Source organism: Pseudomonas sp. GW821-FHT07G10, from assembly GCF_059418545.1.
In genome coordinates this window covers 17,104-42,928 of record NZ_JBWKQB010000015.1, presented here as the reverse complement: position 1 = coordinate 42,928, position 25,825 = coordinate 17,104, and the positions used below count along the sequence as shown (strand labels likewise).

22 protein-coding genes and 5 pseudogenes are annotated in these 25,825 nt (G+C 57.6%); 11 read left to right on the top strand and 16 right to left on the bottom strand.

Going from position 1 to position 25,825, the window contains the following annotated elements; genetic code table 11:
* Window positions 1-426: 426 nt before the first annotated feature.
* Window positions 427-1,968 (bottom strand): HAL/PAL/TAL family ammonia-lyase, encoded by a 1,542-nt coding sequence (locus AC07O1_RS17400; RefSeq protein ID WP_495089508.1) that lies wholly within the window; start codon window positions 1,966-1,968, stop codon window positions 427-429.
* A gap of 173 nt (window positions 1,969-2,141) precedes the next feature.
* On the opposite strand from AC07O1_RS17400, the gene AC07O1_RS17395 reads away from it, so the two are divergent.
* A complete protein-coding gene (locus tag AC07O1_RS17395; RefSeq protein ID WP_495012151.1) occupies window positions 2,142-3,092 on the top strand; it encodes a LysR substrate-binding domain-containing protein in 951 nt (316 codons plus the stop codon).
* A 123-nt stretch (window positions 3,093-3,215) separates the two neighbouring features.
* On the opposite strand, the gene AC07O1_RS17390 is transcribed toward AC07O1_RS17395, so the two are convergent.
* Together AC07O1_RS17390 and AC07O1_RS17385 are read right to left on the bottom strand one after the other, a co-directional pair.
* Complete coding sequence (locus AC07O1_RS17390; protein ID WP_495089507.1) at window positions 3,216-3,566, bottom strand: RidA family protein; 351 nt, start codon at window positions 3,564-3,566, stop codon at window positions 3,216-3,218.
* Window positions 3,567-3,594: 28 nt separating this feature from the next.
* Window positions 3,595-3,969 (bottom strand): annotated as a pseudogene (locus AC07O1_RS17385) (NAD(P)/FAD-dependent oxidoreductase); the annotation flags it as partial.
* Between AC07O1_RS17385 and AC07O1_RS17380 the strand changes: the two are divergent.
* Window positions 3,897-4,574: an amino acid ABC transporter permease gene (locus AC07O1_RS17380; protein WP_495089570.1), complete on the top strand. Its 678-nt coding sequence runs from the start codon at window positions 3,897-3,899 to the stop codon at window positions 4,572-4,574. The pseudogene AC07O1_RS17385 and the gene AC07O1_RS17380 overlap by 73 nt on opposite strands.
* A 1-nt stretch (window position 4,575) precedes the next feature.
* Entirely contained in the window at window positions 4,576-5,223 is a 648-nt protein-coding gene (locus AC07O1_RS17375; RefSeq protein WP_495089506.1) for an amino acid ABC transporter permease, read from the top strand.
* A 66-nt stretch (window positions 5,224-5,289) separates the two neighbouring features.
* On the opposite strand, the gene AC07O1_RS17370 is transcribed toward AC07O1_RS17375, so the two are convergent.
* The gene (locus AC07O1_RS17370) at window positions 5,290-6,204 is read right to left on the bottom strand and encodes a LysR substrate-binding domain-containing protein (RefSeq protein ID WP_495089505.1); all 915 of its coding nucleotides are present in this window, start codon (window positions 6,202-6,204) and stop codon (window positions 5,290-5,292) included.
* Between the two features lie 109 nt (window positions 6,205-6,313).
* On the opposite strand from AC07O1_RS17370, the gene AC07O1_RS17365 reads away from it, so the two are divergent.
* The 3 genes and pseudogenes from AC07O1_RS17365 to AC07O1_RS17355 form a co-directional block, all read left to right on the top strand.
* Window positions 6,314-7,126: a phytanoyl-CoA dioxygenase family protein gene (locus AC07O1_RS17365; RefSeq protein WP_495089504.1), complete on the top strand. Its 813-nt coding sequence runs from the start codon at window positions 6,314-6,316 to the stop codon at window positions 7,124-7,126.
* Between the two features lie 87 nt (window positions 7,127-7,213).
* Window positions 7,214-8,182: an ABC transporter substrate-binding protein gene (locus tag AC07O1_RS17360; protein ID WP_495089503.1), complete on the top strand. Its 969-nt coding sequence runs from the start codon at window positions 7,214-7,216 to the stop codon at window positions 8,180-8,182.
* Between the two features lie 138 nt (window positions 8,183-8,320).
* Window positions 8,321-8,735 (top strand): annotated as a pseudogene (locus AC07O1_RS17355) (alcohol dehydrogenase catalytic domain-containing protein); the annotation flags it as partial.
* Here AC07O1_RS17355 and AC07O1_RS17350 read toward each other — a convergent pair.
* Window positions 8,673-8,987 (bottom strand): hypothetical protein, encoded by a 315-nt coding sequence (locus tag AC07O1_RS17350; protein WP_495089572.1) that lies wholly within the window; start codon window positions 8,985-8,987, stop codon window positions 8,673-8,675. The pseudogene AC07O1_RS17355 and the gene AC07O1_RS17350 overlap by 63 nt on opposite strands.
* A gap of 719 nt (window positions 8,988-9,706) precedes the next feature.
* On the opposite strand from AC07O1_RS17350, the pseudogene AC07O1_RS17345 reads away from it, so the two are divergent.
* A pseudogene (locus AC07O1_RS17345) lies at window positions 9,707-9,928 on the top strand (integrase arm-type DNA-binding domain-containing protein); the annotation flags it as partial.
* Here AC07O1_RS17345 and AC07O1_RS17340 read toward each other — a convergent pair.
* Window positions 9,915-10,062 (bottom strand): annotated as a pseudogene (locus AC07O1_RS17340) (LacI family DNA-binding transcriptional regulator); the annotation flags it as partial. The pseudogenes AC07O1_RS17345 and AC07O1_RS17340 overlap by 14 nt on opposite strands.
* Before the next feature lie 182 nt (window positions 10,063-10,244).
* Between AC07O1_RS17340 and AC07O1_RS17335 the strand changes: the two are divergent.
* A pseudogene (locus AC07O1_RS17335) lies at window positions 10,245-10,442 on the top strand (fatty acid desaturase); the annotation flags it as partial.
* A 90-nt stretch (window positions 10,443-10,532) separates the two neighbouring features.
* Window positions 10,533-11,459 carry a sugar ABC transporter substrate-binding protein gene (locus AC07O1_RS17330; protein ID WP_495089502.1) on the top strand — a complete coding sequence of 309 codons (927 nt, stop codon included), beginning with the start codon at window positions 10,533-10,535 and terminating at the stop codon, window positions 11,457-11,459.
* Here AC07O1_RS17330 and AC07O1_RS17325 read toward each other — a convergent pair.
* The 5 genes from AC07O1_RS17325 to AC07O1_RS17305 all read right to left on the bottom strand — a co-directional run bounded on the left by AC07O1_RS17325 (window position 11,449) and on the right by AC07O1_RS17305 (window position 18,209).
* Window positions 11,449-11,640 carry a TetR/AcrR family transcriptional regulator gene (locus AC07O1_RS17325; protein ID WP_495089501.1) on the bottom strand — a complete coding sequence of 64 codons (192 nt, stop codon included), beginning with the start codon at window positions 11,638-11,640 and terminating at the stop codon, window positions 11,449-11,451. The genes AC07O1_RS17330 and AC07O1_RS17325 overlap by 11 nt on opposite strands.
* Window positions 11,641-11,710: 70 nt before the next feature.
* Window positions 11,711-12,409, bottom strand: a complete 699-nt coding sequence (locus tag AC07O1_RS17320; RefSeq protein WP_495022522.1) for a pentapeptide repeat-containing protein — start codon at window positions 12,407-12,409, stop codon at window positions 11,711-11,713.
* 42 nt (window positions 12,410-12,451) lie between these two features.
* Window positions 12,452-13,891, bottom strand: coding sequence for an efflux transporter outer membrane subunit (locus AC07O1_RS17315; RefSeq protein ID WP_495089500.1), 1,440 nt, complete (start codon window positions 13,889-13,891; stop codon window positions 12,452-12,454).
* Between the two features lie 4 nt (window positions 13,892-13,895).
* On the bottom strand, window positions 13,896-17,030 hold the full coding sequence (locus AC07O1_RS17310; protein WP_495089499.1) for a multidrug efflux RND transporter permease subunit: 3,135 nt from the start codon (window positions 17,028-17,030) through the stop codon (window positions 13,896-13,898).
* Between the two features lie 24 nt (window positions 17,031-17,054).
* Window positions 17,055-18,209 carry an efflux RND transporter periplasmic adaptor subunit gene (locus tag AC07O1_RS17305; protein ID WP_495089498.1) on the bottom strand — a complete coding sequence of 385 codons (1,155 nt, stop codon included), beginning with the start codon at window positions 18,207-18,209 and terminating at the stop codon, window positions 17,055-17,057.
* Between the two features lie 178 nt (window positions 18,210-18,387).
* Here AC07O1_RS17305 and AC07O1_RS17300 point away from each other — a divergent pair, with 178 nt between their 5' ends.
* The gene (locus tag AC07O1_RS17300; RefSeq protein ID WP_495089497.1) at window positions 18,388-18,942 is read left to right on the top strand and encodes a TetR/AcrR family transcriptional regulator; all 555 of its coding nucleotides are present in this window, start codon (window positions 18,388-18,390) and stop codon (window positions 18,940-18,942) included.
* Between the two features lie 167 nt (window positions 18,943-19,109).
* On the opposite strand, the gene AC07O1_RS17295 is transcribed toward AC07O1_RS17300, so the two are convergent.
* From AC07O1_RS17295 to AC07O1_RS17280, 4 genes are all read right to left on the bottom strand, one after another.
* On the bottom strand, window positions 19,110-20,132 hold the full coding sequence (locus AC07O1_RS17295) for a transketolase family protein (protein WP_495001931.1): 1,023 nt from the start codon (window positions 20,130-20,132) through the stop codon (window positions 19,110-19,112).
* Complete coding sequence (locus AC07O1_RS17290; protein ID WP_495023520.1) at window positions 20,129-20,977, bottom strand: transketolase; 849 nt, start codon at window positions 20,975-20,977, stop codon at window positions 20,129-20,131. The genes AC07O1_RS17295 and AC07O1_RS17290 overlap by 4 nt, the downstream gene beginning before the upstream one ends.
* 18 nt (window positions 20,978-20,995) lie before the next feature.
* Window positions 20,996-22,294 (bottom strand): MFS transporter, encoded by a 1,299-nt coding sequence (locus AC07O1_RS17285; RefSeq protein ID WP_495089496.1) that lies wholly within the window; start codon window positions 22,292-22,294, stop codon window positions 20,996-20,998.
* Window positions 22,295-22,391: 97 nt separating this feature from the next.
* The gene (locus tag AC07O1_RS17280; protein WP_495012139.1) at window positions 22,392-23,141 is read right to left on the bottom strand and encodes an SDR family NAD(P)-dependent oxidoreductase; all 750 of its coding nucleotides are present in this window, start codon (window positions 23,139-23,141) and stop codon (window positions 22,392-22,394) included.
* Window positions 23,142-23,339: 198 nt separating this feature from the next.
* Between AC07O1_RS17280 and AC07O1_RS17275 the strand changes: the two genes are divergently transcribed.
* Window positions 23,340-24,254 (top strand): LysR substrate-binding domain-containing protein, encoded by a 915-nt coding sequence (locus tag AC07O1_RS17275; protein ID WP_495023517.1) that lies wholly within the window; start codon window positions 23,340-23,342, stop codon window positions 24,252-24,254.
* A gap of 783 nt (window positions 24,255-25,037) precedes the next feature.
* On the opposite strand, the gene AC07O1_RS17270 is transcribed toward AC07O1_RS17275, so the two are convergent.
* A complete protein-coding gene (locus AC07O1_RS17270; RefSeq protein ID WP_495023516.1) occupies window positions 25,038-25,775 on the bottom strand; it encodes a UTRA domain-containing protein in 738 nt (245 codons plus the stop codon).
* Window positions 25,776-25,825: the final 50 nt, after the last annotated feature.

Here is a 25,825-nt window from a genome sequence, read left to right as displayed (position 1 = left end):
AAGGCGTGGTGGTTGTAACTTGAATATGGTTTTGCGCTACGTTGGGGCGTTCGGTAACAAGTTGGTGCGCTTTGGAAACGGCTTCAAGCCAGGGCCGAATCGGCTCTTTCAGACTAGATTTGCGGGCCGCTCACATTCAGCATTCGCGAGTACTTTGGTTTATGGCCAGTGAGCGGTTCGAGGCGGTCATCATGTCCAGGATTGGCACGGACACCGTAGCTATGTTTATCAGATGGGGGCAAAGCAGGTGAGGTTATCGACTTCCCGGATTTGCTGATTGGTGACCATGTTGAGGAGGTGCCCCACATCGCTTCCGAAAACGCTGATACAGATCCAGGCTCGGCCCCAAGGCAATCCATCAGTCGTCGAAATGCAGAGAAACGCATACCCTTGACAACCAATGGACAGCCTTGGAGTACAACAAATTTACTTCAGGTTTTTCAGCACCGTGGCAAGTACTTCACCGCTACGTACCTGTTCGGTGACACTCATCATGTCCGAATAGAATGCACGATCATTGTCGGCGACCGGTACTCGGCTACGCACCAGATCATAAACTGCCTTGGTGACGCTGGAGGCCTTGTGCACATCATGGAAGTCCAAGGCCTGGCAACCCACCAGCAGTTCAATCGCCAGCACCGACTCCAGTTTTTCGGAAACCTTGTAAGCCTTGATGACGGCGTTGTAGGCGAGGCTGACCAGATCCTCCTGGTTGCCGCAGGTCGAGAAACTGTCGACAGAGGAGGGGAACGACAGCGTCTTCATTTCCGCGTACAGGCCAGCCGCGGTGTATTGAAGGATCATGTACCCGCTGTTAAGGCCCGGGTTGCGCACCAGGAACGCCGGCATTTCACTGAAGTGTGAGTTGACCATACGGTCGATACGGCGCTCGGAAATCTTCGCCAGGTTGGCCAGCGCCACGCACAACGAATCCGCTGACATGCCGATGTAGCTGCCGTCGAAGTTGGCGCCTGAGATGGCAATGCCGTCACCGTCCTCAAGCGGGTAGATGATCGGGTTATCGCCTGAGGAGTGAATTTCGTTCTCGATATTTTCTCGGGCGTGATCGATGAATCTTTTCGAAGCACCATGCACCTGGGGAATGGCGCGCAGGCTGTAGGCGTCCTGAAGCCGGTAGTCGATGTTTTCGGCGATCAGTTGGCTGTCATGCAGCATCGCCTTTATATCCCTGGCGGTTTGCGCCTGCTCCTTGTGTGCCTTGATCGAGTGATAACGCGGATCGAAGGCCCGAATCGTGCCCTTCAGCGCTTCAAGGGAGAGGGCCGCGGCGACGTCGGCCAGCGAGGCGGTTTGCATGGCGTTATAGAGGGCCAGAATGGCGATGGCGGTCACCGACATGGTGCCATTGAGCATGGCCAGGCCTTCTTTGCACTGCAGGTCCGTCGGTTGCAGGCCGACCTGTTCCAGCGCGGTGGCGCCATCCACCCATTCGCCGCCATTGACCCTGGCTTGGCCTTCGCCCAGCAGGACCAAGGCCAGGTGCCCCTCGACGGCCAGATAGCCCACCGAACCCTCGCCAGGCGCAAACGGCACGACTTCGTTGTTGAGCAGAGCGGCAATCAGCTCCAGCAACTCCAGGCGCACCCCCGAAAAACCTTTGCCAAGGCTGATCAGAACCATCAACTGGATCGCACGAACCTGCTCACGCTTGAGCGGCTCGCCCACGGCGACGGCGTGGGAGCGCACGATATTGACCTGGAGCTCCTTGGCATTCTGCGGAGAAATCACATGCCGAACGTTATCGCCGAACCCGGTGGTCACCCCATAGACCAGGCGATTTTCATCGAGGAAACGCTCCACCAGGCCACGGGACTTTTTCACGCGGTTTTTGTAGGTCTCCGAAAACGACACTTTGGCCGAATAACGGGCTACCGCGACAAACTCTTCGATGGAGGGCTCTCTATCGCCGAGGACTACCTGAGTGATCTGTTGAGGATGAGCTTTCATTGCGAACTCCCGAGAAACGAAATGATTGAGGGGGGGGCTGGACCGGCCAGGCCGTCGCTCGATTGAGCGTGGGAGAAGGCTAAAGCGGTTTTGATATGAAGAAAATATGGTAATTTCTGTCAGTTTTAATAGAATTTCTAAACATAAAATGCTTTCGAGACTTTCGCATCGCCATGAGTCGCTTACCTCCCTTACGAGCACTTCAAATATTTGAAACCGTCGGTCACTGCGGCGGTATATCCCAAGCCGCAAAGCGATTGAACATCTCCGTGGGCGCGGTGAGTCAGCAGATGAAGTTGCTTGATGAGGCGCTGGGCATGAGCTTGACGGTCAAGGAGGGACAGCGCTTGCGACTGAACGCCATTGGCCAGCGTTTTCATGCGCGGTGTTCTATAGCATTTGAAGAATTGAGAGCCGCTGTTTCCGAAGTAGAGCGTTCGAAAAACCCCAACAATTTGTATGTCAGTGGCCTGCCTTCTCTCATGACCAAGTGGCTGGCGCCTCTCACCTACGAATGGCAGCATGAGGATGGTGATCTCGACATCTATCTGGATGGCACGCTGGCGGATACTTCGGAGGAGGAAAACGCAGATTTTCGTATCGGCTATGGCGAACCCGGCCAATATGCCGGGCATAGCGTTGTACTGTTCCGCGACTGTGTGGTACCGGCATGCTCACCGACGCTTTTAGGCCATCCAGGCAATGTGGAGCATGCCGCTGACCTGCTCCAATACCCACTTATCCGTATCGATTCGCGGCCGAAATTTGACTCACCCCCCTCATGGGCCGAATGGTTTGAGCTGGGAGGCGCTGCCGTCGAGCAGACGATTGCCATACGTCGTAGCTTTTCTTCGTCCAGCATGGCTATTCAAGCCGCCATCGATCACCAAGGAATAGTGCTGGCGCAGTTTTCCATGATTGCCCGTGACATCGATGAAGGGCGCTTGATCATTCCCTGGCAGCGAGCCATGCCTCTTCCCTCGCCGTATTACCTGAGTTGGCACCCTAACACTCTGCAGAAAGCGCAATGTCGGGCATTTCAACGCTGGCTGATTGGCCGAGGGAGAGCACAAGAGGAAATTACTGACTCCTTGATAGCTGCGCAGCCCGCTAGCAAGAAGTGATTCGCAACCACAGAGTGCTACCAGGTTTCGAGCTTTTGACAATCTGGGCCGATTGCTGCCCTTCACTGAAGGCATCTATCGGCCGTACTTGACATTTGAAACGTATGAGAACGTCCTGAGAGTTCACTTCCTCGACGCGCAGACGATGACTTCCACCAACAACCGTGGGTCAGCCAGTTTCGCCTCGCCACAGGCACGAGCCGGGGCATGCCCCTTCGGTACCCAGGCGTCCCATACTGCGTTCATTGCGTCGAAGTCCGCCATGTCGGCCAGCCAGATGGTGGTTTGCAGCAAATGCTCCCGCGTCGAGCCAGCCTCTTTGAGCAAGGCATCAACCCGTGCCAAGGCATCGCGGGTCTGGTCGGCGACGTTGTGGTGGGTTTCGCCGACCTGACCGGCGAGGAACACGGTGTTGCCGTGAATGACAATTTGGCTCATGCGCTGATTGGTGTGTTTGCGTTCGATGGTTGGCATCAATTGCTCTCCTGTGGAATAGCGCGGTTTAGAAGCGTTGCACGGAAAAACTGTCCAGCCAGCCAGGCGCCTTGCCGGCGATGCAGTCCGCGACCAACTGGCCGGTCGCCCCGGCGAGGGTCAGGCCCAGGTGTTGATGGCCAAAGGCATAGATCAGTCGTGGTTCGTTCGGCGATGGGCCGATCACTGGCAACGAGTCGGGCAGGGACGGGCGGAACCCAAGCCACTTGCGGGCCACCGGTTCGGTCAGACCCATAACCCGGCGCACGTGTCGCTCCAGGTAATCGAAACGCTTGGGATTGGCCGGGTCATTGATCGAGCCGAGCTCCACTGTGCCCGCCACCCTCAGGCGGCCGGCCATGGGCGTCATGTAGAACGCACTTTCCACTGGGCATCGGGGCGCTGACCACCGTCGGTCTGACCGCCGCTGCGTTCGTTGTGGCTGCGCTGTTGGGGTTTTGCCTGGCGCTGATGCGGCTCTCGCGCAGCCGGGTGCTGAGCTTGATCGCCAGCGTGTACCTGGAGGTGTTTCGCAACGTACCGATCCTGACCCAGCTGTTCATTCTGTACTTCGGGCTCACCTACATCGGAATCACGTTGCCGGCGATTGGTGCGGCGATCATTGGTTTTGGTCTCAACGGTGCGGCGATTCTTTCGGAAGTGTTCCGTTCGAGCATCCGCACCATCGATCGTGGGCAAAGCGAAGCGGCGTTTTCCATCGGCATGACCCGCTCCCTGGCGATGCGCATCATCGTGCTGCCCCAAGCGTTCAAGGTCGCCATTCCAGTGATGGCCAACTTCGCCATTGGCCTGCTCAAGGACACGTCTCTGGCGTCAGCGGCGGCGGTGCCGGAGCTGACCTTCAAGGCGCGGATGCTGGTCAGCGAAACCTACCAGACCAACCTGATCTACTTCCTGTTGGCGATCATCTACCTGGTGTTGAGCCTGGTACTTTCCCACTGGGCAGCGCGGACCGAACGGCGGCTCAAAGTCGTCAAGGAGAATTGATATGGGCTATGGCGACCTGTGGGAAGCAACCCATGTCGAACTTCTTGCAGCGGCCTGGGCCACTCTTCAATTGGCATTCGGTGCGCTGGTCATTGGCTTGATCGTCGGTCTGCTGGTGGCGCTGGCGCGACTCTCGAGCAATCGGGCATTGCGGCGCGCGGCGCTGATCTACATCGAAGTGTTTCGCGGTACTCCGGCTCTGGTGCAGTTGTTCATCGTCTATTTCAGCCTGACCGAAATCGGCGTTCAGTTCAGCTCGTTCCAGGCAGCGATGATCGGGTTGGGGCTGAACGCTGCCGCCTACCTGTCGGAGATTTACCGTTCGGGTCTGGAGGCGGTGCCCAAGGGGCAGGTGGAGGCGGCGAAAGCGATTGGTATGCCTCATCTCAAGGTGTTGCGCTGGGTTGTGTTGCCCCAAGCCATTCGTATTGTGCTGGCGCCGATTGGCAATGTGGCGATCTCGCTGTTGAAAGATACCTCGGTTGCCTCGCTGATCGCGGCGCCGGATTTGATGCTGCGGGCTCAGGACTTGAGTAGCGTGTACTTCATGCCGCTGGAGATCTACATCCTCGTGGGCGTGATCTACTTTGCGCTGTGTTATCCGCTGTCACTCGGCGTGCGTTTACTGGAGCGCAAGACGAGGCATTGAACCAATGGCTCGTCCGGTTTTCATCCGGACGAGCCGTGCTGGATGCGGATGGCCCCTGCGGAATATTCAATTTGACGCAAACGGCAGTCGTTCCTTGAACCAGGTCACGGCTTGCATTTTGAACGCTTCAGCAGGTGGCGTTAAAGGGTAGCGCTGATCATAGGCTAAGACGATGCGCTGAGCGGGCAGCTCTTCCCGTATGGGACGACAGACCAGAGGCTGACCATCGTAGCTATGGTCGCCGAAGGGTCTGGTATAGGTCAGCGCCACACCGAATCCGTTTGCAACAAGGCTGCGTTGAAACTCGAAGCTGTGTGTGCGCTGGACGCTGTCGGGCGCGAGTCCATAGAAGTTGAACAGGTCCAGCACGTGCTGCCAGCTGTGGATTTGATCAGTCACCACCAGATTACATTCGCTTAGCGCTGCCAGACTGACACGGGTCTCATTTGCCAGCGGGTGATCAGCAGACAGTAGGGCATGGGCGGTCAGCTGGCATAGCTCTATGCATTCCATATTTGCCGGCAACCCCAGATCGTACGTCAACGCCAGCTCCAAAGTGCCCTCAGCGAGACGCTTGCCCAGATAGTCGAACCCGCCTTCGCGCATATCGACATTGACCTGAGGATAGTCTTGTTGGAGGCGTCTCAGAATCTGCGGCAGGCAATATGGAGCCAGGTCCTCGTAGCACCCCAGTACCAGTTCCCCGGCAAACTCGCTGCTATTGCTCCCGATATCCGAAAAGGTCCGAGCCTCGGCCAAGACGCGTTTTGCCTGGGCCATCACCGTGCGGCCGAAGGGGGTCAGGGACACGCCGAGCCCGCGCTGGCGAACAAAGAGTGGTTGGCCGAAAAGGGTCTCCAATTCGGTAATGGCGGTGGAGATCGATGGCTGGGAAACGTGCAACTCTTCGGCAGCCAGCGTGAGGTTGCTGTGTTTGGCTGCAGCGAGTGCGTAACGGAGTTGTCGCAGGCTGAACTTCATAAGATTTTCTTGGGTGATAAATCAATACATATTATTTTATCATTGTTGAGTGTCATGAAATATTTGTCCTGCGCCCACCTTTATTTTTTGCTTCTGGGAGTTTCAGGTCATGACACACAGCTCATACACCATTAATGAAAAAGACATCGAGGCCTTTCAGCGCGATGGAGCGGTCTGCCTGCGCGGCATTTTCAGTGGCTGGATCGAGACCATCGCCGCCGGTATTGAACGTAACCTCGCCGAGCCGGGCGTTTATGCCAGTAGATACGTCGAGAAGGATGACAAGCCGGGCGGCTTTTTCGATGACTATTGCAACTGGCAGCGTATTCCAGAGTTTCGTGCAATGGTGGAGCAGTCACCTGCCGCCTCCGTCGCTGCGGCCGTGATGCGTTCGCGTTCGGCGCAGTTCTTCCATGACCATGTGCTGGTCAAGGAGCCAGGTGCGCAGAAAGCCACGCCCTGGCATCAAGACATTCCCTACTACTTCGTCGAAGGCAACCAGAACGTCAGTTTCTGGATACCCGTGGACCCGGTACGCGAGTCGACGCTGCGACTTCTTGCAGGCTCACATCGTTGGGAGAAAGGGATAAAACCCGTCCACTGGGCCGATCAAAGCGATTTTTACAGGGACGCAGACGGATTCCGGGACGCGCCCAATCCCGACACGGAAGAGGGCATGCACGTACTGGAGTGGGAGATGCAACCTGGCGATGCGGTGCTGTTCGATTTTCGGACGGTACATGGCGCCAGAGGCAATGCGTCAGCGCAGCGTCGACGTGTGTTGTCGCTTCGCTGGCTGGGCGACGATATACGTTACATCGAGCGTCCAGGACGGACCTCTCCACCGTATCCAGGGCATGCGATGCAGACCGGTCAGAGACTGCGCGAAGATTGGTTCCCGACGATACATCAAGGAGCTTGAGTTTCACGTTGATGACAGATGTTCGCCACTGACGTGGCGAACACTTGCACTGCCATAACCCTGTTCACTGTGTTGGAGCGTGCGATTGTGAAAATCAAAAAAAGTCTGGTAGTCCCTTTGCTTTCCGTTGGTCTGTTGGTTGGTAGTGCTGCGAGCCAGGCCGCCAATTGGTGCGAGTCGGGTAAACCGGTGAAATTCGCCGGGCTCAATTGGGAAAGCGGCATGTTGCTCACCGACGTGTTGCAGATAGTGCTCAAGGATGGCTACGGCTGTGATATCGATACGTTGCCGGGCAATTCCATCACCATGGAGAACGCCTTGAGCAGCAACGACATTCAAGTGTTAGCTGAAGAGTGGGTTGGTCGAAGTGAGGTCTGGAACAAGGCAGCCAATACCGGAAAGGTAGTGGGTGTCGGTGCACCGATTATCGGTGCAACCGAAGGCTGGTATGTGCCGCGTTATGTGGTCGAGGGCGATGTTAAACGCAACCTCAAACCCAAGGCTCCGGACCTGAAAAAAATCGCCGATCTGACCCAGTACGGCGAACTTTTCAAGGATCAGGAAGAGCCGAACAAGGGCCGTTTTTACAACTGCCCGGCCGGCTGGACCTGCGAACTGGAAAACAGCGAAATGCTTAAAAGTTACGGCCTCGAAGCGAGCTACACCAACTTCCGCCCAGGTACCGGCCCGGCCCTGGATGCCGCAGTCCTGTCGAGCTACAAGCGTGGCGAGCCTATTCTGTTCTACTACTGGTCGCCGACGCCGTTGATGGGGCAAGTCGATTTGGTCAAGCTGGAAGAGAAGCCGGGCATCGACAAAAAGATCAGCATCAAAGTGGGTCTGTCTAGCGTCTTCCACGAGCAGGCGCCAGAACTGGTTACGGTGCTGGAGAAGGTCAATCTGCCGATCGACCTGTTAAATCAGAATTTGGCTCGGATGACCAAGGAGCACATTGATTCTCCCAAGCTGGCCAAAATTTTCTTCAAAGAGCACCCGGAAATCTGGCACACCTGGGTAAGTGAAGCTGCTGCGAAAAAAATCGACGCAACGCTCTAGCTCGCTATAGGGGCATGGATGCCCTGTCTCTTACCATCGTTGCAGCATCACTTTGCGTGATCCCCGTCAGCACAATCCCATTCATGTTCTTTCTTCGCCCAATTGCGAAGTACCCCTTGGCACCCAGGAATAAAGATAATAATCAAATCGCGAGCCGCCGTAGCCTTCGCGGCCAACCAGCCTCTGCAAATCGTTGAAGTCAATGTGGCGCCTCCGCAAGCCGGTGAGGTGCTGGTCCGCATTATCGCAACCGGTGTCTGCCATACCGACGCCTTTACCCTGTCCGGCGCCGATCCGGAAGGTATCTTTCCGGCTATCCTCGGTCACGAGGGCGGCGGTGTCGTCGAGGCCATTGGCGAGGGCGTTACCTCCGTGGCGGTGGGCGATCACGTGATCCCGCTCTACACCCCCGGAATGCGGCAAGTGCAAATCCTGCATGTCCGGCAAGACCAATCTCTACCAGAAAATTCGTGCGACTCAGGGCAAAGGGCTAATGCCTGACGGTACCAGCCGCTTTTCCTACAAGGGCCAACCCATATTCCACGATGAAGGGCAGGATCAGCGCCAGCAGCGTGCAAGTACCGAGTATCCACAGTTCGAAGCGACGGACCGAGAGCGTAATGGCAAACCACGCCGAAAATGGCATGGCAATCAATTCCCCGGCGCTGTACACCGTGGTCAGCCAGGAGGCGTCGTCGAGGCCAAAACCGAGTGCACCGCGCACATCTGCCAGCGCTAATGCGCCGACGCGGCTGTTCAACCCCGCCATCATGGCCGCGAGGAAAATGCCAGCGAGACCTGCCATGGGGCGTTTCGAGGGCTTGGCCAAGGGCGCTCCGGTAGCAGGGAGGTCCGCAGGCGACAATGTGGCGCTACTCATTACCGGAAGTTTGCTTGTCAGCCGGACCGAATGCTTTGCCGACGCCTAGGGTTTCTATTGAGTTTTGTTTGGATATTTGTCCAGGAGCCCGTGTCGTTATCGTGTTTTAAATGACGTAAGACCCTTGCGGTGGACGTGAAATGTATTTTTGGTGAGGACTCATCTCCTGTTGATTCTGTGCAATTGACACCGCCAGGTTGATAATCGTGCGTCCGGGTGGCTATGGGTAGAATCCAATAGCGTGGCTTGGGATCACTCCTTTTTTGTTCTTGATACACCCAAAAAACAAGTCCAGAATTGAGTCTTTTCCTACTTCAGGAATAAAAGAAACCCGTTAGATTTCAATGGGTCGGACGCCAGATGCGAGTCTCGTTTCCCACTCCAGGATTTACAAAAACGCCACTCAATAGAGTGGCGTTTTTGTGTGCGCGTGATTTGTGTCTGGCATTGAGAAAAGAGGCTTTGGCCTAATACTAGTCAGTCATGAAAACCAGATGACTGCGCAAATCCTGTAGCCGCTGCCGACAGGCTGCGCTCGAGCGCGAAGCGGTCGTGCTTTTGGCTGCGAAAGATCCTTCGGAGCTCTCGCAAGAAGGTCCTTCGGACCTTGGCGCAGCCTTCGGCAGCGGCTACAAGACACCTGCAAGCCGCAAATCAGCCTCAAAGAAGCGCGTATCCGTCGTGATGAGGCACGTGCCTTGGTTGCCCAAGGCATCAATCCCTATGAGCACCGTAAACAGCAACGCCGTGCTGTTCGTAGCGTGGCAGAGCATACCTTCGAAGCGGTGTTCAATCACTGGGTCGAGTTCCGCAGGCTGAGCCTGAAGGAAGGCCGCCGGAGCGCGCTCTCGCAACTGCCTCGGCTGCCTGGAACACTCGCTCGGCGGTTTGCGGATTGACCGGGGCACGGGTGTTGAACACCCGGTCGACGGTCGCGACACTCAGGCCGGCCGGCCTGCTCGGCGACGGTCGTGATGGTGGGGCGTGTGCGCCTGTTCATGGCGAGCCCCAGGAGTGCCTTGATAGAAAACTATCAAGCTCTATAGGGGCCGGATGAAAGCTTGATAGGGAATCGGTGCAAGGGATTGAGTGCAATTTCCCGGTCCCCTATATTTTCTCCAGCGATGTGATTCCACATCCATGCAAGCGCCTGAAACCATCAAGCTTGCGGAGAATAAGAACATGTCCGAACCCAGTCTGGCTTTTGTACATGTCATCCAGCCTTTATCCCGTGACTACCGATTGACCGGTCCCGAAGTCGCCCGAGCGGCGGAAAAAAGCCTGGTATCGGCCCACTGGTATCAATCGGCGCTACTGCGCAAACGCCTCAAGGAACTGATGCGGCGCCGTGATGGCCCGGGTTTGCGCGACACTGCGATCTGATAAATACCCCCGATAGCCTCTTTTTTATTGCGCTCTAATTGTTTTGATAACGTACAAACACCAACAATAAAAATAGGAGTTGTAAATATGCATATCAAGTCTCGCGTGCTGGCTTCTGCGATGTTGCTGCTGATGAGTACTTCTGTGCTGGCTGAGCTCAGAATCGGTGTCAGTATGCCGACATTTGATGATACTTATCTAACGGCCTTGCGAAATTATTTAAGCAGTCGGGCCAAAAAGGAAGGGGTGGATCTACAGTTTGAAGATGCACGGAATGACGTAGTCAAACAATTAAACCAGGTTCAGAGCTTCATTAGCCAGAAAGTCGATGCCGTCATAGTCAATCCGGTGGATACCGGTGCCACGGACGCCATTACTGAATCGGCCGTCAAAGCAGGAATTCCGTTGGTTTACCTTAACCGGAGACCCGATAAGCCTCAGCTGCCTAACGGCGTAGTAACAGTGACCTCTGATGACAAGGAGTCTGGGAGAATGCAAGCGCAATTCTTGGCTCAGAAGCTGGATGGCAAAGGTCGAGTGGCCATTTTGTTGGGGGACTTGGCCAACAATGCAACTCACAGTCGTACGGCTGGTTTTAAGGAGGTCCTGGCCAAGTATCCGAATATTAATGTAGTCGAGGAGCAGAGTGGTTCCTGGCTCCGTGAAAAGGGTATGGATATTACAAATAATTGGTTGGTGGCCGGTAAAAAAATTGACGCGATTTTATCAAATAACGATGAAATGGCGATTGGGGCGGCCATGGCACTACGTCAATCAGGCGTAAAGGAAGTTTTTGTTGGAGGGGTTGACGGTACTCCCGACGGGTTGGCCGCGATTCAACGAGGCCTCATGACGGTATCCGTATTCCAGGATGCTAGAGGTCAATCAGAAGGTGCTCTGGAGGCTGCCATAAAAATGATTGATAAAAAAGCAGTTGAACGAAGTGTGTTTATTCCCTATCGCCTTATCACAGCCGAGAATGTTGCGGAATTTCAACGGCTAACTAATAACTAGAATTGTCCATTGACTGGATAGGGTTTCGAAGGTCTTGGAGTGCAAGTTTGTCGGCATTGCGCAGGATGTCCAGCATGATTTCCTGCTTGTTGCCGAAGTACTTGAAGACCTCGGACACCAAGACCCCGGTCTGGTTGGCGATCTGTTCTTTGGTGTTTTGGAAACCCTGACGCTCGAACAATTCGATCGCCGCCTGACTGTGGGTTGCCAGCGGCTCAATTCCTATGAGCAATGTAAACGACAGAGCCGCGCTACAACACTGTCAGGCCTAAACCTGATAGCAGCATCGCCGCCTGGCTTTTGGAGATAATCGCGCCCTTGAACATCTTCGCATCGACAAGGCGCAGTCCATCCAGACTCGCCTCCCGCAAATCAGCCTGGTCAAAGCGAGCATTATTGACCCGAGCCAACGACAAGCTTCCCCCCTCAAGAAAGACGGCATGACGAAAGTCGCAGTAACTCAGGTCGGCGTCGGCAAAGTCGAGGCCTCGCAGTTGCGATTTGTAGAATGAAAGGCCGGACAGGCAGGCGCTGCGCAGCACGCAGTCGGAAAAACTTAAACCCAGGGTTGAGGTGTCAATGAAATTGGCGCCCGTCAGCTTGCAGCCGTCAAAGGAGGCGTGAGCCAGCTTGCTGTGCTGCCACTGGGTATTGTTCAGATCGGAACTGATGAACTTGGCGTCTACCAAGGTTGCCGAGCGAAACATTGCTTGCGCTGCTCGGCAATTCAGCCACTCGGTATTATCGAGCTTTGCCGCGGTCAGATTGCTGCCTGAGAAGAGACAGCGCTCGAAGCGTGCGCCTTGCAGATTGACCCGCGACAGATCCTGACCGCTGAAGTCGACGCCGGTGAACCAGAGGGGCAAGGACTGCCCCTGGATCAACTCCGCTAGAGAAGTTGCGTCGAGCTCGCCGGGACCGATCTTCAGATAATCACTTTCAGTGTGCATTGACCCTCCTGGGGGTGGTTGACGATAAGTGGCCGGGCTCAGTTATTGATTGCGATTTTCGGCTGCATCAGCTCGCCATCCACCGCCCAGGCTTTTGAACAGGCTGGTCAGTGCGATCTGCCGTTCGGTGCTGACCTGGATCAGCGTGGATTGATCGCTGAAGGCACTGCGCTGGGCATCCAGGTAGCGCAGATGGGTATCCACTCCCCCTTCGTAGCGGGCCTTGGCTAGTTTCAGTGCCTCTTGGCTGGAATCGGCCAGTGCCTGGCGGGCGACTTCCTCGCGGCGCAGCGTGTCAGTGGCGGCGAGGCTGTCGGCGACCTCGCGGAAAGCGTTCTGGATAGTGCCTTCGTAGTTGGCCACTGCCGAATCCTTGCGCACCTTGGCCAGGTCCAGACCGGCGCGGTTACGTCCGCCGGCGAAGATCGGCAGTGACAGGCTCGGGGCAAAGGTCCAGGCATTCGAGCCGCCGTCGAACAGGCCGGACAACTCCTTGCTGGAGCTGCCGACCGAGCCGGTCAGCGACAGGCGCGGGAAGAAGGCCGCCCTGGCGGCGCCGATATCGGCATTGCGCGCCCTGAGTCGGTGTTCGCTGGCGAGGATATCCGGGCGCCGTTCGATCAGCGTCGACGAGGTGCCGGGTTCAATGTCCTGCACCACCAACAGCTCATCCTGCGGTCTGGCGGGAAGGTAACTCGCTGCATCCTGGGTCCCGATCAACAGTTGCAGGGCATGCCCGGCCTGGCGCAGCTCTCGATCGGTGCTCTCCAGTTCGGCCCGGGCCTGTTCGGTCAGCCCCAGGGCCTCTTGATAATCCAGTGCAGTGGCGGTGCCGGCCTTACGTCGCTGGGTCACCAGTTCCAGCGAGGCCATGCGCGTCTCCAGGGTCTGTCGGGTAAGTGCCAGGCGCCGTTGTGCGCCGTCACGGGTCAAGTAGGCCTGGGTGACTTCGGCCACCAGGGCGATCTGTGTGCCACGTGTTGCTTCTGCGGTCGCGAGGTACTGTTCCAGCGCCGCGTCGGACAGGTTGCGCACTCGACCGAACAGATCGAGCTCGAACTCGCTCAGCCCAAGGCCGACCTGATAAGTGCTGTTGACCTGCGGGTTGCCTGTGGTTGAAAGGTCACCGGGCAGGCGCTGGCGATTGCCGCTGGCGATCGCGTTGAGCGACGGTACTCGGTCGGCGCGCTGGATCCGGTACTGGGCCCGCGCCGCTTCGATGTCCAGCAACGCCTGGCGCAGACTGCGATTGTTGTTCAGGGCGGCCACCACCAGCAGGCGCAGCTGCGGATCGACGATAAAGGCTTGCCAATTCAGGGCGTCGGCATCGACGGCTGCGGTGCCGGGCGTTTGTGCTGAAGCGTCGCTCCATCGCACCGCAACCGGTGATTCGGGCCGTTGGTAATCAGGGGCCAGCGAGCAGCCCCCCAGTACGACGCTCAGTGTCGCTACGGTGGACCAGCGGAAGTTATTCGACTGCATGGGGTTACTCCGTGGTCCGGGTTTCGCCAGAGACTGATGATTGGGGTTTGCGTTGCAGCCAGGACAGCACCCAGACGAAAAACACCGGGACGAAAATCACCCCCAGCAAGGTGGCGCTGAGCATGCCGCCAATCACCCCGGTGCCGATGGCCCGCTGACTGGCAGCGCCGGCTCCGGTGGCCAGGGTCAGCGGCACGACACCGAGGATGAAGGCCATGGAGGTCATCACGATGGGGCGAAAGCGCAGGCGCGCGGCCTGAATCGCCGCCTCGCGTACGGGCATGCCTTGCTCCCACAGTTCTTTGGCAAACTCGACAATCAAGATCGCGTTTTTCGCCGCCAGGCCGATGATGGTGATCAGGCCGACCTTGAAGTAGACGTCATTGGGCATGCCGGCGGCAGTGACGGCCAGTACGGCGCCCAGAGCGCCTACCGGTACGATCAGCATCACCGTCAACGGGATGGCCCAACTCTCATAGAGCGCGACCAGCAACAGAAACACCACCAGGAAGGCCAAGGCGAAGACCGTCAAGGCCTGGCCGCTGGCGACCTTCTCCTGATAGGACAGGCCGGTCCATTCGTAACCTATACCCGCTGGAAGTTCGGCGGCCAGGCGTTCCAGCTCGGCCATGGCTTCGCCGGTGCTGACGCCGCGCGCCGCATCTCCGGCGATCTTGATGGCCGGGTAGCCGTTGTAGCGGGCGATCTGTACCGCGCCTTCCTCCCAGCGGGTAGAAACAAACGCGCTCAGGGGCACCAAGGCGTTGCTGTCGTTGGGGACATACAGCTTGAGCACGCTTTCGGGCGTCATGCGGGCGGCCTGTTCGGCTTGCACCACTACGCGCTGCAGGCGGCCTGCGTTGGCGAAGTCATTGATCACCGTGGAGCCGAACGCCGTTGACAGAGCGTTGTTGATCGAGTTGAAACTCACCCCTAGCGCTCGGGCCTTCTCCCGATCGATATCCAGGCGCAACTGCGGTGCTTCAGCCAGACCTTCCATAAGCGTGTAGAGAATCTTCGGATTGCCGTTGGCCTTGCCCAGCAACTGGTCACGCGCTGCCAACAGGGCTTCTCGGCCCAGTCCAGCGCGATCCTGCAGGCGCAGGGCGAAGCCGCCGGAAGTGCCCATGCCCTCGATCGGCGGCGGGCTCACAGCCATGACGGTGCCGTCATTCAGGCTGGCAAACCGTTGGTTGAAGGCTGCCGCCTCATCCGCTGCTGACTGCCCCTTGCCGCGTTCCGACCAATCCTTCAACGTCGGGAAGGCGATGCCGGCGTTTTCGCCCTGACCGGAAAAGCTGAAACCCAGCAACATGGTCATCGAGGCTGTGGTGTCCCGGGACATCATGTAGCGTTCCAGTTCTCGGGCCGTCTGGTCAGTGCGGGTACGGGTGGCCCCAGGAGGGAGCTGGACATCGATAATCAGGTAACCCTGGTCCTCGACGGGGACGAAAGACTCGGGCAGGCGCAGGTAGAAAAAGCCCAGCAGGGCGACGATGCCCGCATAGATCAACATGTAGCACCCGGTGCGTTTGACCAAGGTGCTGTTGAGGCGCTCAAAGCGATTTGCGAGGCGGTTGAAACCGCGGTTGAACGCGCCGAAGAAACCGCGCTTTTCGTGATGCCCGGCCGGGATGGGTTTGAGCAGAGTGGCGCACAGCGCCGGGGTGAAGGTGAGGGCCAGGAAACCCGAAAGCAGAATGGACACTGCCAGCGATAATGAAAACTGCTGATAGATCACACCTACCGACCCGGACATAAAGGCCAGCGGCATGAACACTGCCGACAGGACCAGGGTGATGCCGATGATTGCACCCGACACCTGGCCCATCGCCTTGACGGTTGCCGCCGCGGGGCTGAGTCCTTCCTCGGCCATGATCCGCTCGACGTTCTCTACGACCACTATGGCGTCGTCCACCAGGATGCCGATGGCCAGCACCATGCCGAACATGGTCATCATGTTCACCGAGAAACCCAGCAAGTACATGAAGGTCAGCGTGCCCAGCAGACAGACCGGCACCACGATGCCGGGGATCAGCGTGTAGCGGATGTTCTGCAGAAACAGCAACATCACCAGGAACACTAGGACCATGGCTTCGATCAGGGTGTAGATCACCTTTTCGATGGCTACGTCGACGAAGCGCGAGGTGTCGTAGGGAACGGAGAACTCGGCATCGCTGGGCAGGTTGACTGACAGTTCGTTCAGGCGTTGTTTGACTGCCGCCACGGTTGCAATGGCATTGGCGCCGGGGGCGAGTTGCACCGCGGCGGCAACGGCAGGCTTGCCGTTGAGGCGCGACTCGAAGTTGTAGCTTTGACTGCCCACGGCGATGCGCGCCACGTCGGCCAAGCGCACAGTCGAGCCGTCCTGTTTGGCCCGCAGGACGATACGGCCGAACTCCTCTGGGTTGTCCAAGGTACCCTTGACCGCCAGGGTCGCGGTCAGCTCCTGTTGTGACGAGCCGGGAGTGCTGCCAAAACTGCCGGCCGGTACCTGGACGTTCTGCGTGCGGATCGCCGCATTCACATCGTCGATGGACAGCCCGTAACCGATCAGTTTCTGCGGGTCGATCCAGACCCGCATGGCGGCTTCAGCCGCGAAAAACTGCAGCCGACCGACACCGTTGACGCGACTGATTTCATTGTTGACGTTGCGCGCGGCGTAGTCGGCGAGGGCCACGGTGTCTTTGCCTGCGCTGTCGCCTTTGTAACTCAGGGTGTAAATCATCAGGAAGCCGGAACTGGCTTGCTCGACCTGCAGGCCCAGATCGAGCACAGCCTTGGGCAGGCGGGCCTCGGCTTTTTTTATCCGGTTCTGGACGTCGACCTGGGCCAGCGGTGGGCTGGTCCCGGGCTCGAAGGTCACGACGATCTCGCCGGTACCGTTGGAGTTGCTGGTGGACTCGTAATAGAGCAGGCCCTTGGCGCCATTGAGTTCTTCCTCAATGACGCTGGTGACCGAATCCACCAGGACTTTCGCCGAGGCGCCCGGGTAGTTGGCGGTAATGGTGATCTGCGGTGGCGCGACGACCGGGTACTGGGCCACCGGAAGCAAAGGAATGACCAGCAGACCGGCGAGCATGATGAACAACGCGACGACCCAGGCAAAATTCGGGCGTCGGATAAAAAACTGAGACATGTCGTTTCCTTGAGCGCTACGCCCTTACTGGACCTTGGCCTGCTGGGTAGTCAGCGATTTGGCAATGACTTTGTCGCCAGGATTGATGCCGTTCATTGCGCCGGTGACGATCTGGTCACCAACGACCAGTCCCTTGGTGATCTGCCAGCGGGAGCCCTGCATGGCGCCGGTGTTCACCGGTTTGGCTTCGATTGTCTGGTCCTGGCCGATGACCAGCACTCGTGCCTGACCATCGGCAGAGCGCTGCACGGCGCGTTGCAGTATCAGAATGGCGGCCTTGTCCAGGCCTTGTGGCGCACTGACGCGCACGTACATGCCCGGCAGCAGCGCCGTTCCCGGGTTGGCGAAGCGCCCGCGCAGCGAGATCTGGCCGGTGGCGCGGTCCACGGCGACATCGGAGAACAGCAACTCGCCCTGGCTCTGGTGCTCTGAGCCTTCGACACTTAGGGTCAGCGGTGTTTCAGCGTTGCCGGTAAGGCGCCCCTGTTCGATGGCGGCGCGCATACGCAATGCATCGGCTGCGGGCTGGGTGAAGTCGACGTAGATCGGGTCCAGTTGCTGGATGCGCGCCATCATGGTTGCGTCGCCTTGACCGACCAATGCACCCTCGGTGACCAGGGCTCGGCCGATGCGCCCGGCGATAGGGGCTTTGACCGTGGAGTAGCTCAGGTTCAACTGGGCTGTCTCGACATCGGCCTGGGCCGAGCGCTTGGCTGCCAGAGCGCTTTGCAGGGCCGCTTTGGCGGTATCAAAGTCCTGCTGACTTACGGCCTCGATCTTGACCAGCGGTTCATAACGCTTGACGGTCGTCTGAGCCTGGAACAGCGCCGCATCGGTCTTGGCCAGCTCGCCCTGAGCCCGCGAGAGTGCAGCCTTGAACGGCGCCGGGTCGATCTGAAACAGCAGATCGCCGGCTTTGACATCCGCGCCTTCCTCGAAATGCCGAGCCAGCACGATGCCCGCTACCCGTGCGCGCACTTCAGCCACGCGCACCGGCTCTACACGCCCCGGTAGTTGTGCGATCAGGGTCAGTGGTTCGCTGCTGACTGTCATCGCTTCGACTTCACGCGGCCCCCCGGGTCCGCCCCAACCCTGCGGCGGCTTATCACAACCTGCCAGGCTCAACACAGCCAGTAAAGGGAGTACCGGAACCACTTGCCATCTGCGCGACGTACTCATCTTTCACCTGGGCAAGGCCCGTTAGCTGCTAAAGATGCGAATGATTGTTTACTTTATCAAATGAGTCAATATTGACTCATAAGATGCTTTTGTGAGCAACTTAGCCATAGCACTTGAGAAGCTGGGCCATTTCTGCACAATGGCCCGCACGTCATTCTGATCATCGAAGAAACGCCAAATGGATTTATCCGCAGCGAACGAGAAACTGTTGAAGGCCCTAGCGATTGCCATGGTCGATCACCCGGCAGGGACGTTCAAAGACATCGCCGAAGCCGCAGGTGTGAGCAAGGCCACGTTGAATCGCTTCTGTGGCACGCGTAACAACCTCATTGAGATGCTGTTCAATTACGGCGCTATTGTGATCAATCAGGTCATGGATAACGCGAACCTGCAGGAGGCACCGCCTCTTGAGGCCCTCCAGCGCCTGATCGAAAGTCATTTGACCCATCGTGAACTACTGACTTTCCTGGCCTTCCAGTGGCGGCCTGATTCGCTGGATGAATGCGCAGGCGGCAGTCGCTGGAAGCCTTATTCGGACGCGCTGGACAATTTCTTCCTGCGCGGTCAGCACGAAGGGGTGTTTCGCATCGACATCAATGCCCAGGTGCTGACAGAGATGTTTGCCTCGATCATTTACGGATTTGTTGATGCAGAACGGCGCGGGCGGGTTGCCCGGGTGGGTATGGCGCCGCAGGTCATGCAGTTTTTTCTGCAGGGGGCTACCAGCCGTTAAAGGCTTGGCCTCGGAACCGATGCTGCGGTGTCGATGCTCGCGGGGCAGGGGACTTGCACGTATATGAATAGCGACCGCTGTCTCCATAGGCCGCTATCTGGGCGCAGATTCAGGTTTTCAAACCGTTCGATTGAGTCTGATGTTGTGGGTGCTGCTGGTGTCTGCGGTCAAAGCCAGGCTTTGATTTGGGCGCTGACAGCCTGAGTCGAAATGCCGTAGCGATCATGCAGCGTCGGTAATGCACCCGCATCCAGAAACGCATCAGGCAGGGCGATTTGCCTGAAGGTTGGTGTCACCCCATTGCGCAGTAATACCCCGGCAACGGCTTCACCTAGCCCACCGATAATGGAGTGGTTCTCTGCGGTCACTACCAATCGACCGGTTTTTCTCGCTTCGGCAAGAATGGTCTGTTCATCCAGTGGTTTGATTGTCGGCACGTGCAACACGGCGACATCAATTCCGTCGGCCTGCAGCTGTTTGGCCGCTTCCAGTGCGCGCATCGTCATCAAACCCGTGGAGATGATCAAAACATCGTTGCCGGTGCGAAGGGTCTTGGCCTTGCCGATCTCGAATTTGTAGCCGTATTCATCCAGCACCAGCGGCACATTCCCGCGTAGCAAACGCATGTAGACGGGCCCTTGATGCGCGGCAATGGCCGGCACTGCCTGTTCGATTTCCAATGCATCGCACGGGTCGACGATCATCAGGTTGGGCATGGCGCGGAAGATCGCCAAGTCGTCTGTGGCCTGGTGGCTTGGGCCGTAGCCGGTCGTGAGGCCAGGCAATCCACAGACGATTTTGACGTTGAGGTTTTCCTCGGCAATCGCCATGCAGATGAAGTCGTAGGCGCGACGGGAGGCGAAAACCGCGTAGGTTGTGGCGAAGGGAACGAAGCCCTCCCGAGCCATCCCCGCCGCCGCACTCATCAGCAGTTGCTCAGCCATGCCCATTTGATAGAAGCGATCTGGATGCGCCTTGGCGAAGATGTGCAGGTCGGTGTACTTGGACAAGTCGGCGGACATGCCGACGATATCCGGACGCTGATCCGCCAGCGCGGCTAACGCATGCCCGAAAGGTGCCGACTTGGTGGCTTGGCCTTCGGAGGCGATCGAGGCGATCATCGCCGAGGTGGTGAGGCGTTTTTTTGCCGGTTCGCCCGTCGAGGTCGGAGTGTTGGCTGCGTTACTCATTGGTTTTTTCCTTCTTCAAGGTTGTTCAGCGCCAGATCCCATTCGTGTTCTTCCACGCGGATGAAATGTGTCTTTTCGCGGGTTTCCAGAAACGGCACGCCCTTGCCCATGCGGGTATCGCAGATGATGACGCGTGGTTGGGTTCCAGGGTGGCTGCGGGCGGCGTCGAATGCGCTGACCAATGCATCAAGGTCATTGCCATCGACGCGCTGGGTGAACCAACCGAATGCCTGCCAGCGATCCACGATCGGCTCGAACGACAGAATTTCACTTGAGTAACCATCGGCTTGCTGGTTGTTGACGTCGACAATCGCGATCAGGTTGTCGAGCTTCCAGTGAGACGCCGACATCACCGCTTCCCAGGTCGAACCTTCATTCAGTTCGCCGTCCGATAGCAGGTTGTAGACGAAGGAGGGCGATCCTTTCCGCTTCAGGCCCAGGCAGGCACCTACCGCGATGCCCAAGCCCTGGCCGAGTGAGCCTCCGGTGATTTCCATTCCCGGGGTGTAGGTGGCCATGCCCGACATGGGTAGGCGGCTGTCGTCCGATCCGTAGGTTTCAAGCTCGTCGAGCGGGATGATTTGCGCTTCGATCAAGGCCGCATACAGGGCAATCGCGTAGTGGCCGATCGAGAGGTAGAAGCGATCGCGCTCTTCCCATTCGGGGTCTTCGGGCCGATAGCTCAGCGCGTGGAAGTAGGACACTGCCAGCAGGTCAGCGGCCCCCAGGGCTTGGCCGACATAGCCTTGTCCCTGGACTTGACCCATTCGCAGCGCGTGGCGGCGAATATTGTGGGCGCGCTCCACCAGGGTTTTGGATGAAACGTATGAAGGATTAGTCGTCATGGTGAAAACTCCGTTAACTCAACGATTGACCAGGGCGGCGGGAACGCGCAGCACCAACAAGGCGCCGCCGACCAGTACGCCGGTGATCAGATACATGCCAATGGCGCTGGAGCCGGTCAGTGTGGTGATCCAGCCAATCAGATAGGGCGAACAGAAGCCCGCGAGGTTGGCAAAGCTGTTGACGGCCGCGATGCCCGCGGCAGCGGATACGCCACCCAGCAACGTGGTGGGTAGCATCCAGAACAGCGACGTGGCGGACAAAATTCCGGAAGCGGCCAGGCAAAGGCTGAGAATGGAGAGCGTCACATTTCCCCCCATTAGAGCCGCCAGGCTCAGCCCGATAGCACCTGCGATCATCGGTACAATGAGATGCCAACGGCGCTCGCGATGTTTGTCACCACTGCGTCCGGCATACAGCATGGCCACAATCGCGCAGAGGTAGGGCAGGCTGGTCAGCAGGCCGATTTTCAGCGGATCGGAAACCCCTGCGTTACGCACCAGGGTCGGCAGCCAGAAGGTGATTGCGTATTGCCCCATCACCACGCAGAAGTAGATGGCGGCGAGCAACCAGAGACGCCGATCACGGATGAATGCACCAGGGGAGGCGTGGGTAACCTTCTTGCCCTCATCCTCGGCCAGCTCCCGGCTGATGAGTGCTTTCTCTTCGTCGTCGAGCCAGGTGGCTTGATGCACGCCGTCTTTGAGGTAGCTCAGCACCAGCAATCCGACCACGACAGTGGGAACGGCTTCCAGGGCAAACATCCACTGCCATCCAGCCCAGCCATGCATACCGGCGAAATGGTTCATGATCCAGCCGGAGAGGGGCCCGCCCACCATCCCGGAGAGCGGAATGGCGATAAACCACAGCACGGTCATACGGGCGCGACGGTAGGACGGAAACCAGTAGGTCAAATACAGCAACAGTCCAGGCGCCAGACCAGCTTCGGCAATGCCGAGCAGAAAGCGCAGTGCATAGAATTGCCAGGCGGTTTCGACGAAGGCGAACAGGGCAGACACGATGCCCCAGGTGATCATGATCCGCGCAATCCAGATGCGCGCACCCACCCGATGCAGAATGATGTTGCTCGGCACTTCGCACAGGAAATACCCAATGAAGAACATGCCCGCGCCCAGTCCGTAGACCGTTTCGCTGAGCGACAGATCGTTCATCATCTGCAACTTCGCAAAGCCGACGTTGACCCGATCAAGGTAAGCGCACAGGTAGCACAGCATCAGAAAAGGCATCAAGCGCCACGCGGTTTTACGGTAGGCGTTGGAGCGCACGGTCGAAACCGCTTCGAGCGACAGGGTTGTCATGAGGTCTGATCTCTTGTTTTTATTGATCGCCAAGCCATAAGGCCCGGCTGCATCGTCGATCCAGAACCGCACGGGCCGCGAGGCCCGCCAGGTGTGCTCAGTGAATCAGCATTCCGCCGTTCACATCCAGAGTGATGCCGGTCAGGTAGGAGGACAGGTCGCTGGCCAGAAACAGCGCCGCGTTGGCGACATCCTGAGCTTCACCCAAACGTCCCAGGGGGATGCCGTCGATGATCGCGTGCCGGCGCTCGTCCTGCATGAGGCCGCCGGTGATGTCGGTGTGAATCAACCCGGGAGCAATCGAGTTGACGCGTACCTTGTCCGGCCCGAGTTCGCGCGCCATGGCTTTGGCCAGACCCAGCACGCCCGCTTTGGCGGCACTGTAATGAGGGCCACCGAAAATGCCACCGCCCCGTTGAGCGGAAACGGACGACATGCACACGATGCTGCCGGAGGACTGTTGACGCATGGTTGGAATCACTGCCTGTGACATGAGCAGGGTGCCGCGCAGGCTGACGTCCAGCACCTTGTCGTAATCGGCAGGGCGGATGTCCAGGGTCTTGAGTGGTTGGGTGATGCCGGCGTTGTTGACGAGAATATCGATGCGGCCGAAATGCTCGATGATTTTGGCGACTGCCTGTTGAACTTGCGATTCGTCAGCGACGTTGGCTGCGAGCCCGAGATGGCCTTCGCCCAGGGAAGCTGCGGCATCACGTGCGGCGGATTCATCCAGATCCAGTATCACGACGTGGGCGCCTTGTTGCGCGAAAGTGATCGCTGTTGCCCGGCCAATGCCACGTGCTGAAGCTGCACCGGTGATGATCGCGACCTTGCCTTGAAGAAGCATGGGAGGGTACCTCTGATTGTTGTTATTGGGTCGATCCGAATCGAATCGATGACTCAGCTTGTTCCCCAGGCCCGCCTTGAGCAATAACGTGAACTTCACTGGATGCTGAAAAAAATTCAGCACTCGCCAATGAAGTGATCGGATGGTTGAATAGGTGAACGCCCGGCCTATGCCACTTGCAGCGGAATAACAATAATCATGCGTTCACCCGGCGATGCACCTGCGATACTGCCACCCCTGAAAGCCATTCAGGCCTTTGAACAGACCGCCCGCTTTGGCAATGTAGCGCGCGCGGCTGAGCTGCTCGACCTGACACCCTCGGCGGTCAGCCACCAGTTGGCCAAACTGGAGGCGATGATCGGTCGACAGTTATTTTTCAGAACGGCCAGAGGCGTGACGCTGACCCCGATCGGCGAGCAATACCTCACTGAGGTTTCCGGCATCCTGCACAGTCTCGCCGTGGCGACCGAGCGCGCCGCCAGTGATGTCAGCCTTGATTGTCTGCGATTGCACTCGTCGCCCAGTTTTGGCCTGTTATGGCTGATGCCGCGTCTGGAGCAGTTTCGCCAGAGCCATCCCGATATTCAGCTCAACCTCTCGTGTTCCTACGAATCACTGCACTTCAGTCGAGACAAGATCGATGTCGACATCCGCCATGGGATGCCCAATTGGCCCAGCTACGAAGTGCGGACGATGCGCAATGAAAAGATTGCGGTGATGGCTTCCCCGAAGCTATTGGAAAAGCGCCCCATCCGAGTTGTTGCGGATTTGTTGGACAGCAATCTGATCCTGTCGGAAGCCACGCTGATCAAATGGCCACAGTTGTTTGCACAACATGGCTTGTCACGTCCTGAAAAACCGTATTCTCTGAGTTTCGACCGGTCTTACATGACGCTCGAGGCTGCCAGCCACGGGCTTGGCTTTGCTTTGGAAAGCACGTTGCTGGCACAGGATTATCTCGCACGCGGTGCTTTGGTAGAGGTAGCACCGGAGCTGAGCGCTTCGATTACTGCACACCATTTGGTTTTCCCAAGGGCCCACTCAAACTTTCCTCGGGTCAGACGATTCCTGGAATGGATGCAGAAAGAGTTGGGGCATGATTTCAGTTATTGACTGTCAGTTAGGTGCGGGGAGCTCCGATACCATGCTCATCAAGAGTCCATCGACGGCGAGGCCGCTTTTGCGGCGTTCGATATTTGGAGTGGTGTTCGATCGGGCGATGTCGTTTTTGAATCGCCACGATAAGCGAGAGAACACATCTGATCGACGCACCTCCGACCATCGCGGCAATCCTGTGGAAAATGATACCCACGGCCTGATAGCTGCTTCTCCACGTGGCTGTAGAAAGCACTCGGTAGCGCGACTCGGACTTATGTTCTTCTCGTTCTTGACATGCCCTCCGAACAAGTCCAAAAATGAGTCCATTCCCACTGAGGGGATATTAAAAAACCTTTATATTTCAATGGGTCGGACGCCAGATGCGAGTCTCGTTTCCCACTCCAGGATTTACAAAAACGCCACTCAATAGAGTGGCGTTTTTGTGTGCGCCCAGCATGGGCGCAATCTTGTGGGTGAAAGTCCCGCCGTAAGCTGACCACAGCGAACGAAGTGAAGCGCAACTGCATGAGGGCGACCGAGTGTGGGGAGGAAGCGTGAATCGAAGCCGCGAGCCGATGGACAAGAACCGGATACAAGGCGAAGCCGACCAGGGCGAGCGGGCACAAAATCGCGAAGCTCTTGTGGTCAAGGGTCAGGCGGCGTAAATCCGGCGGTTGTGTGGTGAAGGATTGCGTTCTTACCTGGGGAGATCTCGCCTTGTGCCTGAAAGGGCGACGGCGCTAGCCGGAGCGAGAAGTCAGCAGAGGCCGTGTATCATCCGCTCAACCATGAAGATGGTTAAGCTATCTTGTCAGAATGCAGTGTTTGGCTATCCATAGAAATTCGGACTGCGTCATGACGCCAAAACTCGCGATCGCAATCAAGAATTTGTCCATGTTGGTCATAGTTGACGCGAATGATCATTAACAGCGGGCTACCTTCTGGCAGGTTGAGATAATTCGCCACGCTAGCCTGCGCCGCAGTGGGGTAGATATCAAAAGTGGCGCGGCCGCATTGGATGTCATAATGCTTTCGGTAAATGGATGTCAGCGACTGAGTCAGATCAAGCTTCAATATATCCGGGACAAATTCTGGTTTCAGATAATGTTCTACAAACATGACGACGCGCCCATCGACATAACGTAGGCGACGTATGCAGTGCAGCATGCTTGACGGTGGCAGCGCCAACTTCAGGCATAACTCCGGGCTCGCCAATTCCGTACTCGTCGAAATGACCTGTGTGAGCGCCTTGCGCCCCTGACTTTCGACCATCTGGTGGAACAGCGAATTTGTGAAGGGGTTGTACACCAGTCGAGGTGGGGTAACAAACCAGCCGCGCCGGCTTTCCCGATAGATCGATCCTTCCGCCTCCATTCTTTGCAGGGCTTCTCTGAGCGTGATGCGGGTTGTGGAAAACAGGTCGCTCAGCTCTCGCTCGGAAGGGAGCTTGCTACCGGACGCCAGCGTGCCATTGATGATTTGCGTTGCCAATGCGTGATAGATGGTGGCAGCTTGGGTAGTGATTTTTTCTGTCACGGTGTTGGTCTGGATGATTTTAGAGCGCTGATATTATCCCAGTTCATGAT

Bases quoted from the DNA above. Each gene is read 5' to 3' on its own strand.
- AC07O1_RS17400 (WP_495089508.1), bottom strand. From the start codon at position 1,968: ATGAAAGCTCATCCTCAACAGATCACTCAGGTAGTCCTCGGCGATAGA.
- AC07O1_RS17395 (WP_495012151.1), top strand. From the start codon at position 2,142: ATGAGTCGCTTACCTCCCTTACGAGCACTTCAAATATTTGAAACCGTC.
- AC07O1_RS17390 (WP_495089507.1), bottom strand. From the start codon at position 3,566: ATGCCAACCATCGAACGCAAACACACCAATCAGCGCATGAGCCAAATT.
- AC07O1_RS17375 (WP_495089506.1), top strand. From the start codon at position 4,576: ATGGGCTATGGCGACCTGTGGGAAGCAACCCATGTCGAACTTCTTGCA.
- AC07O1_RS17370 (WP_495089505.1), bottom strand. From the start codon at position 6,204: ATGAAGTTCAGCCTGCGACAACTCCGTTACGCACTCGCTGCAGCCAAA.
- AC07O1_RS17365 (WP_495089504.1), top strand. From the start codon at position 6,314: ATGACACACAGCTCATACACCATTAATGAAAAAGACATCGAGGCCTTT.
- AC07O1_RS17350 (WP_495089572.1), bottom strand. From the start codon at position 8,987: ATGGCAGGTCTCGCTGGCATTTTCCTCGCGGCCATGATGGCGGGGTTG.
- AC07O1_RS17330 (WP_495089502.1), top strand. From the start codon at position 10,533: ATGCATATCAAGTCTCGCGTGCTGGCTTCTGCGATGTTGCTGCTGATG.
- AC07O1_RS17320 (WP_495022522.1), bottom strand. From the start codon at position 12,409: ATGCACACTGAAAGTGATTATCTGAAGATCGGTCCCGGCGAGCTCGAC.
- AC07O1_RS17315 (WP_495089500.1), bottom strand. From the start codon at position 13,891: ATGCAGTCGAATAACTTCCGCTGGTCCACCGTAGCGACACTGAGCGTC.
- AC07O1_RS17310 (WP_495089499.1), bottom strand. From the start codon at position 17,030: ATGTCTCAGTTTTTTATCCGACGCCCGAATTTTGCCTGGGTCGTCGCG.
- AC07O1_RS17305 (WP_495089498.1), bottom strand. From the start codon at position 18,209: ATGAGTACGTCGCGCAGATGGCAAGTGGTTCCGGTACTCCCTTTACTG.
- AC07O1_RS17300 (WP_495089497.1), top strand. From the start codon at position 18,388: ATGGATTTATCCGCAGCGAACGAGAAACTGTTGAAGGCCCTAGCGATT.
- AC07O1_RS17295 (WP_495001931.1), bottom strand. From the start codon at position 20,132: ATGAGTAACGCAGCCAACACTCCGACCTCGACGGGCGAACCGGCAAAA.
- AC07O1_RS17290 (WP_495023520.1), bottom strand. From the start codon at position 20,977: ATGACGACTAATCCTTCATACGTTTCATCCAAAACCCTGGTGGAGCGC.
- AC07O1_RS17285 (WP_495089496.1), bottom strand. From the start codon at position 22,294: ATGACAACCCTGTCGCTCGAAGCGGTTTCGACCGTGCGCTCCAACGCC.
- AC07O1_RS17280 (WP_495012139.1), bottom strand. From the start codon at position 23,141: ATGCTTCTTCAAGGCAAGGTCGCGATCATCACCGGTGCAGCTTCAGCA.
- AC07O1_RS17275 (WP_495023517.1), top strand. From the start codon at position 23,340: ATGCGTTCACCCGGCGATGCACCTGCGATACTGCCACCCCTGAAAGCC.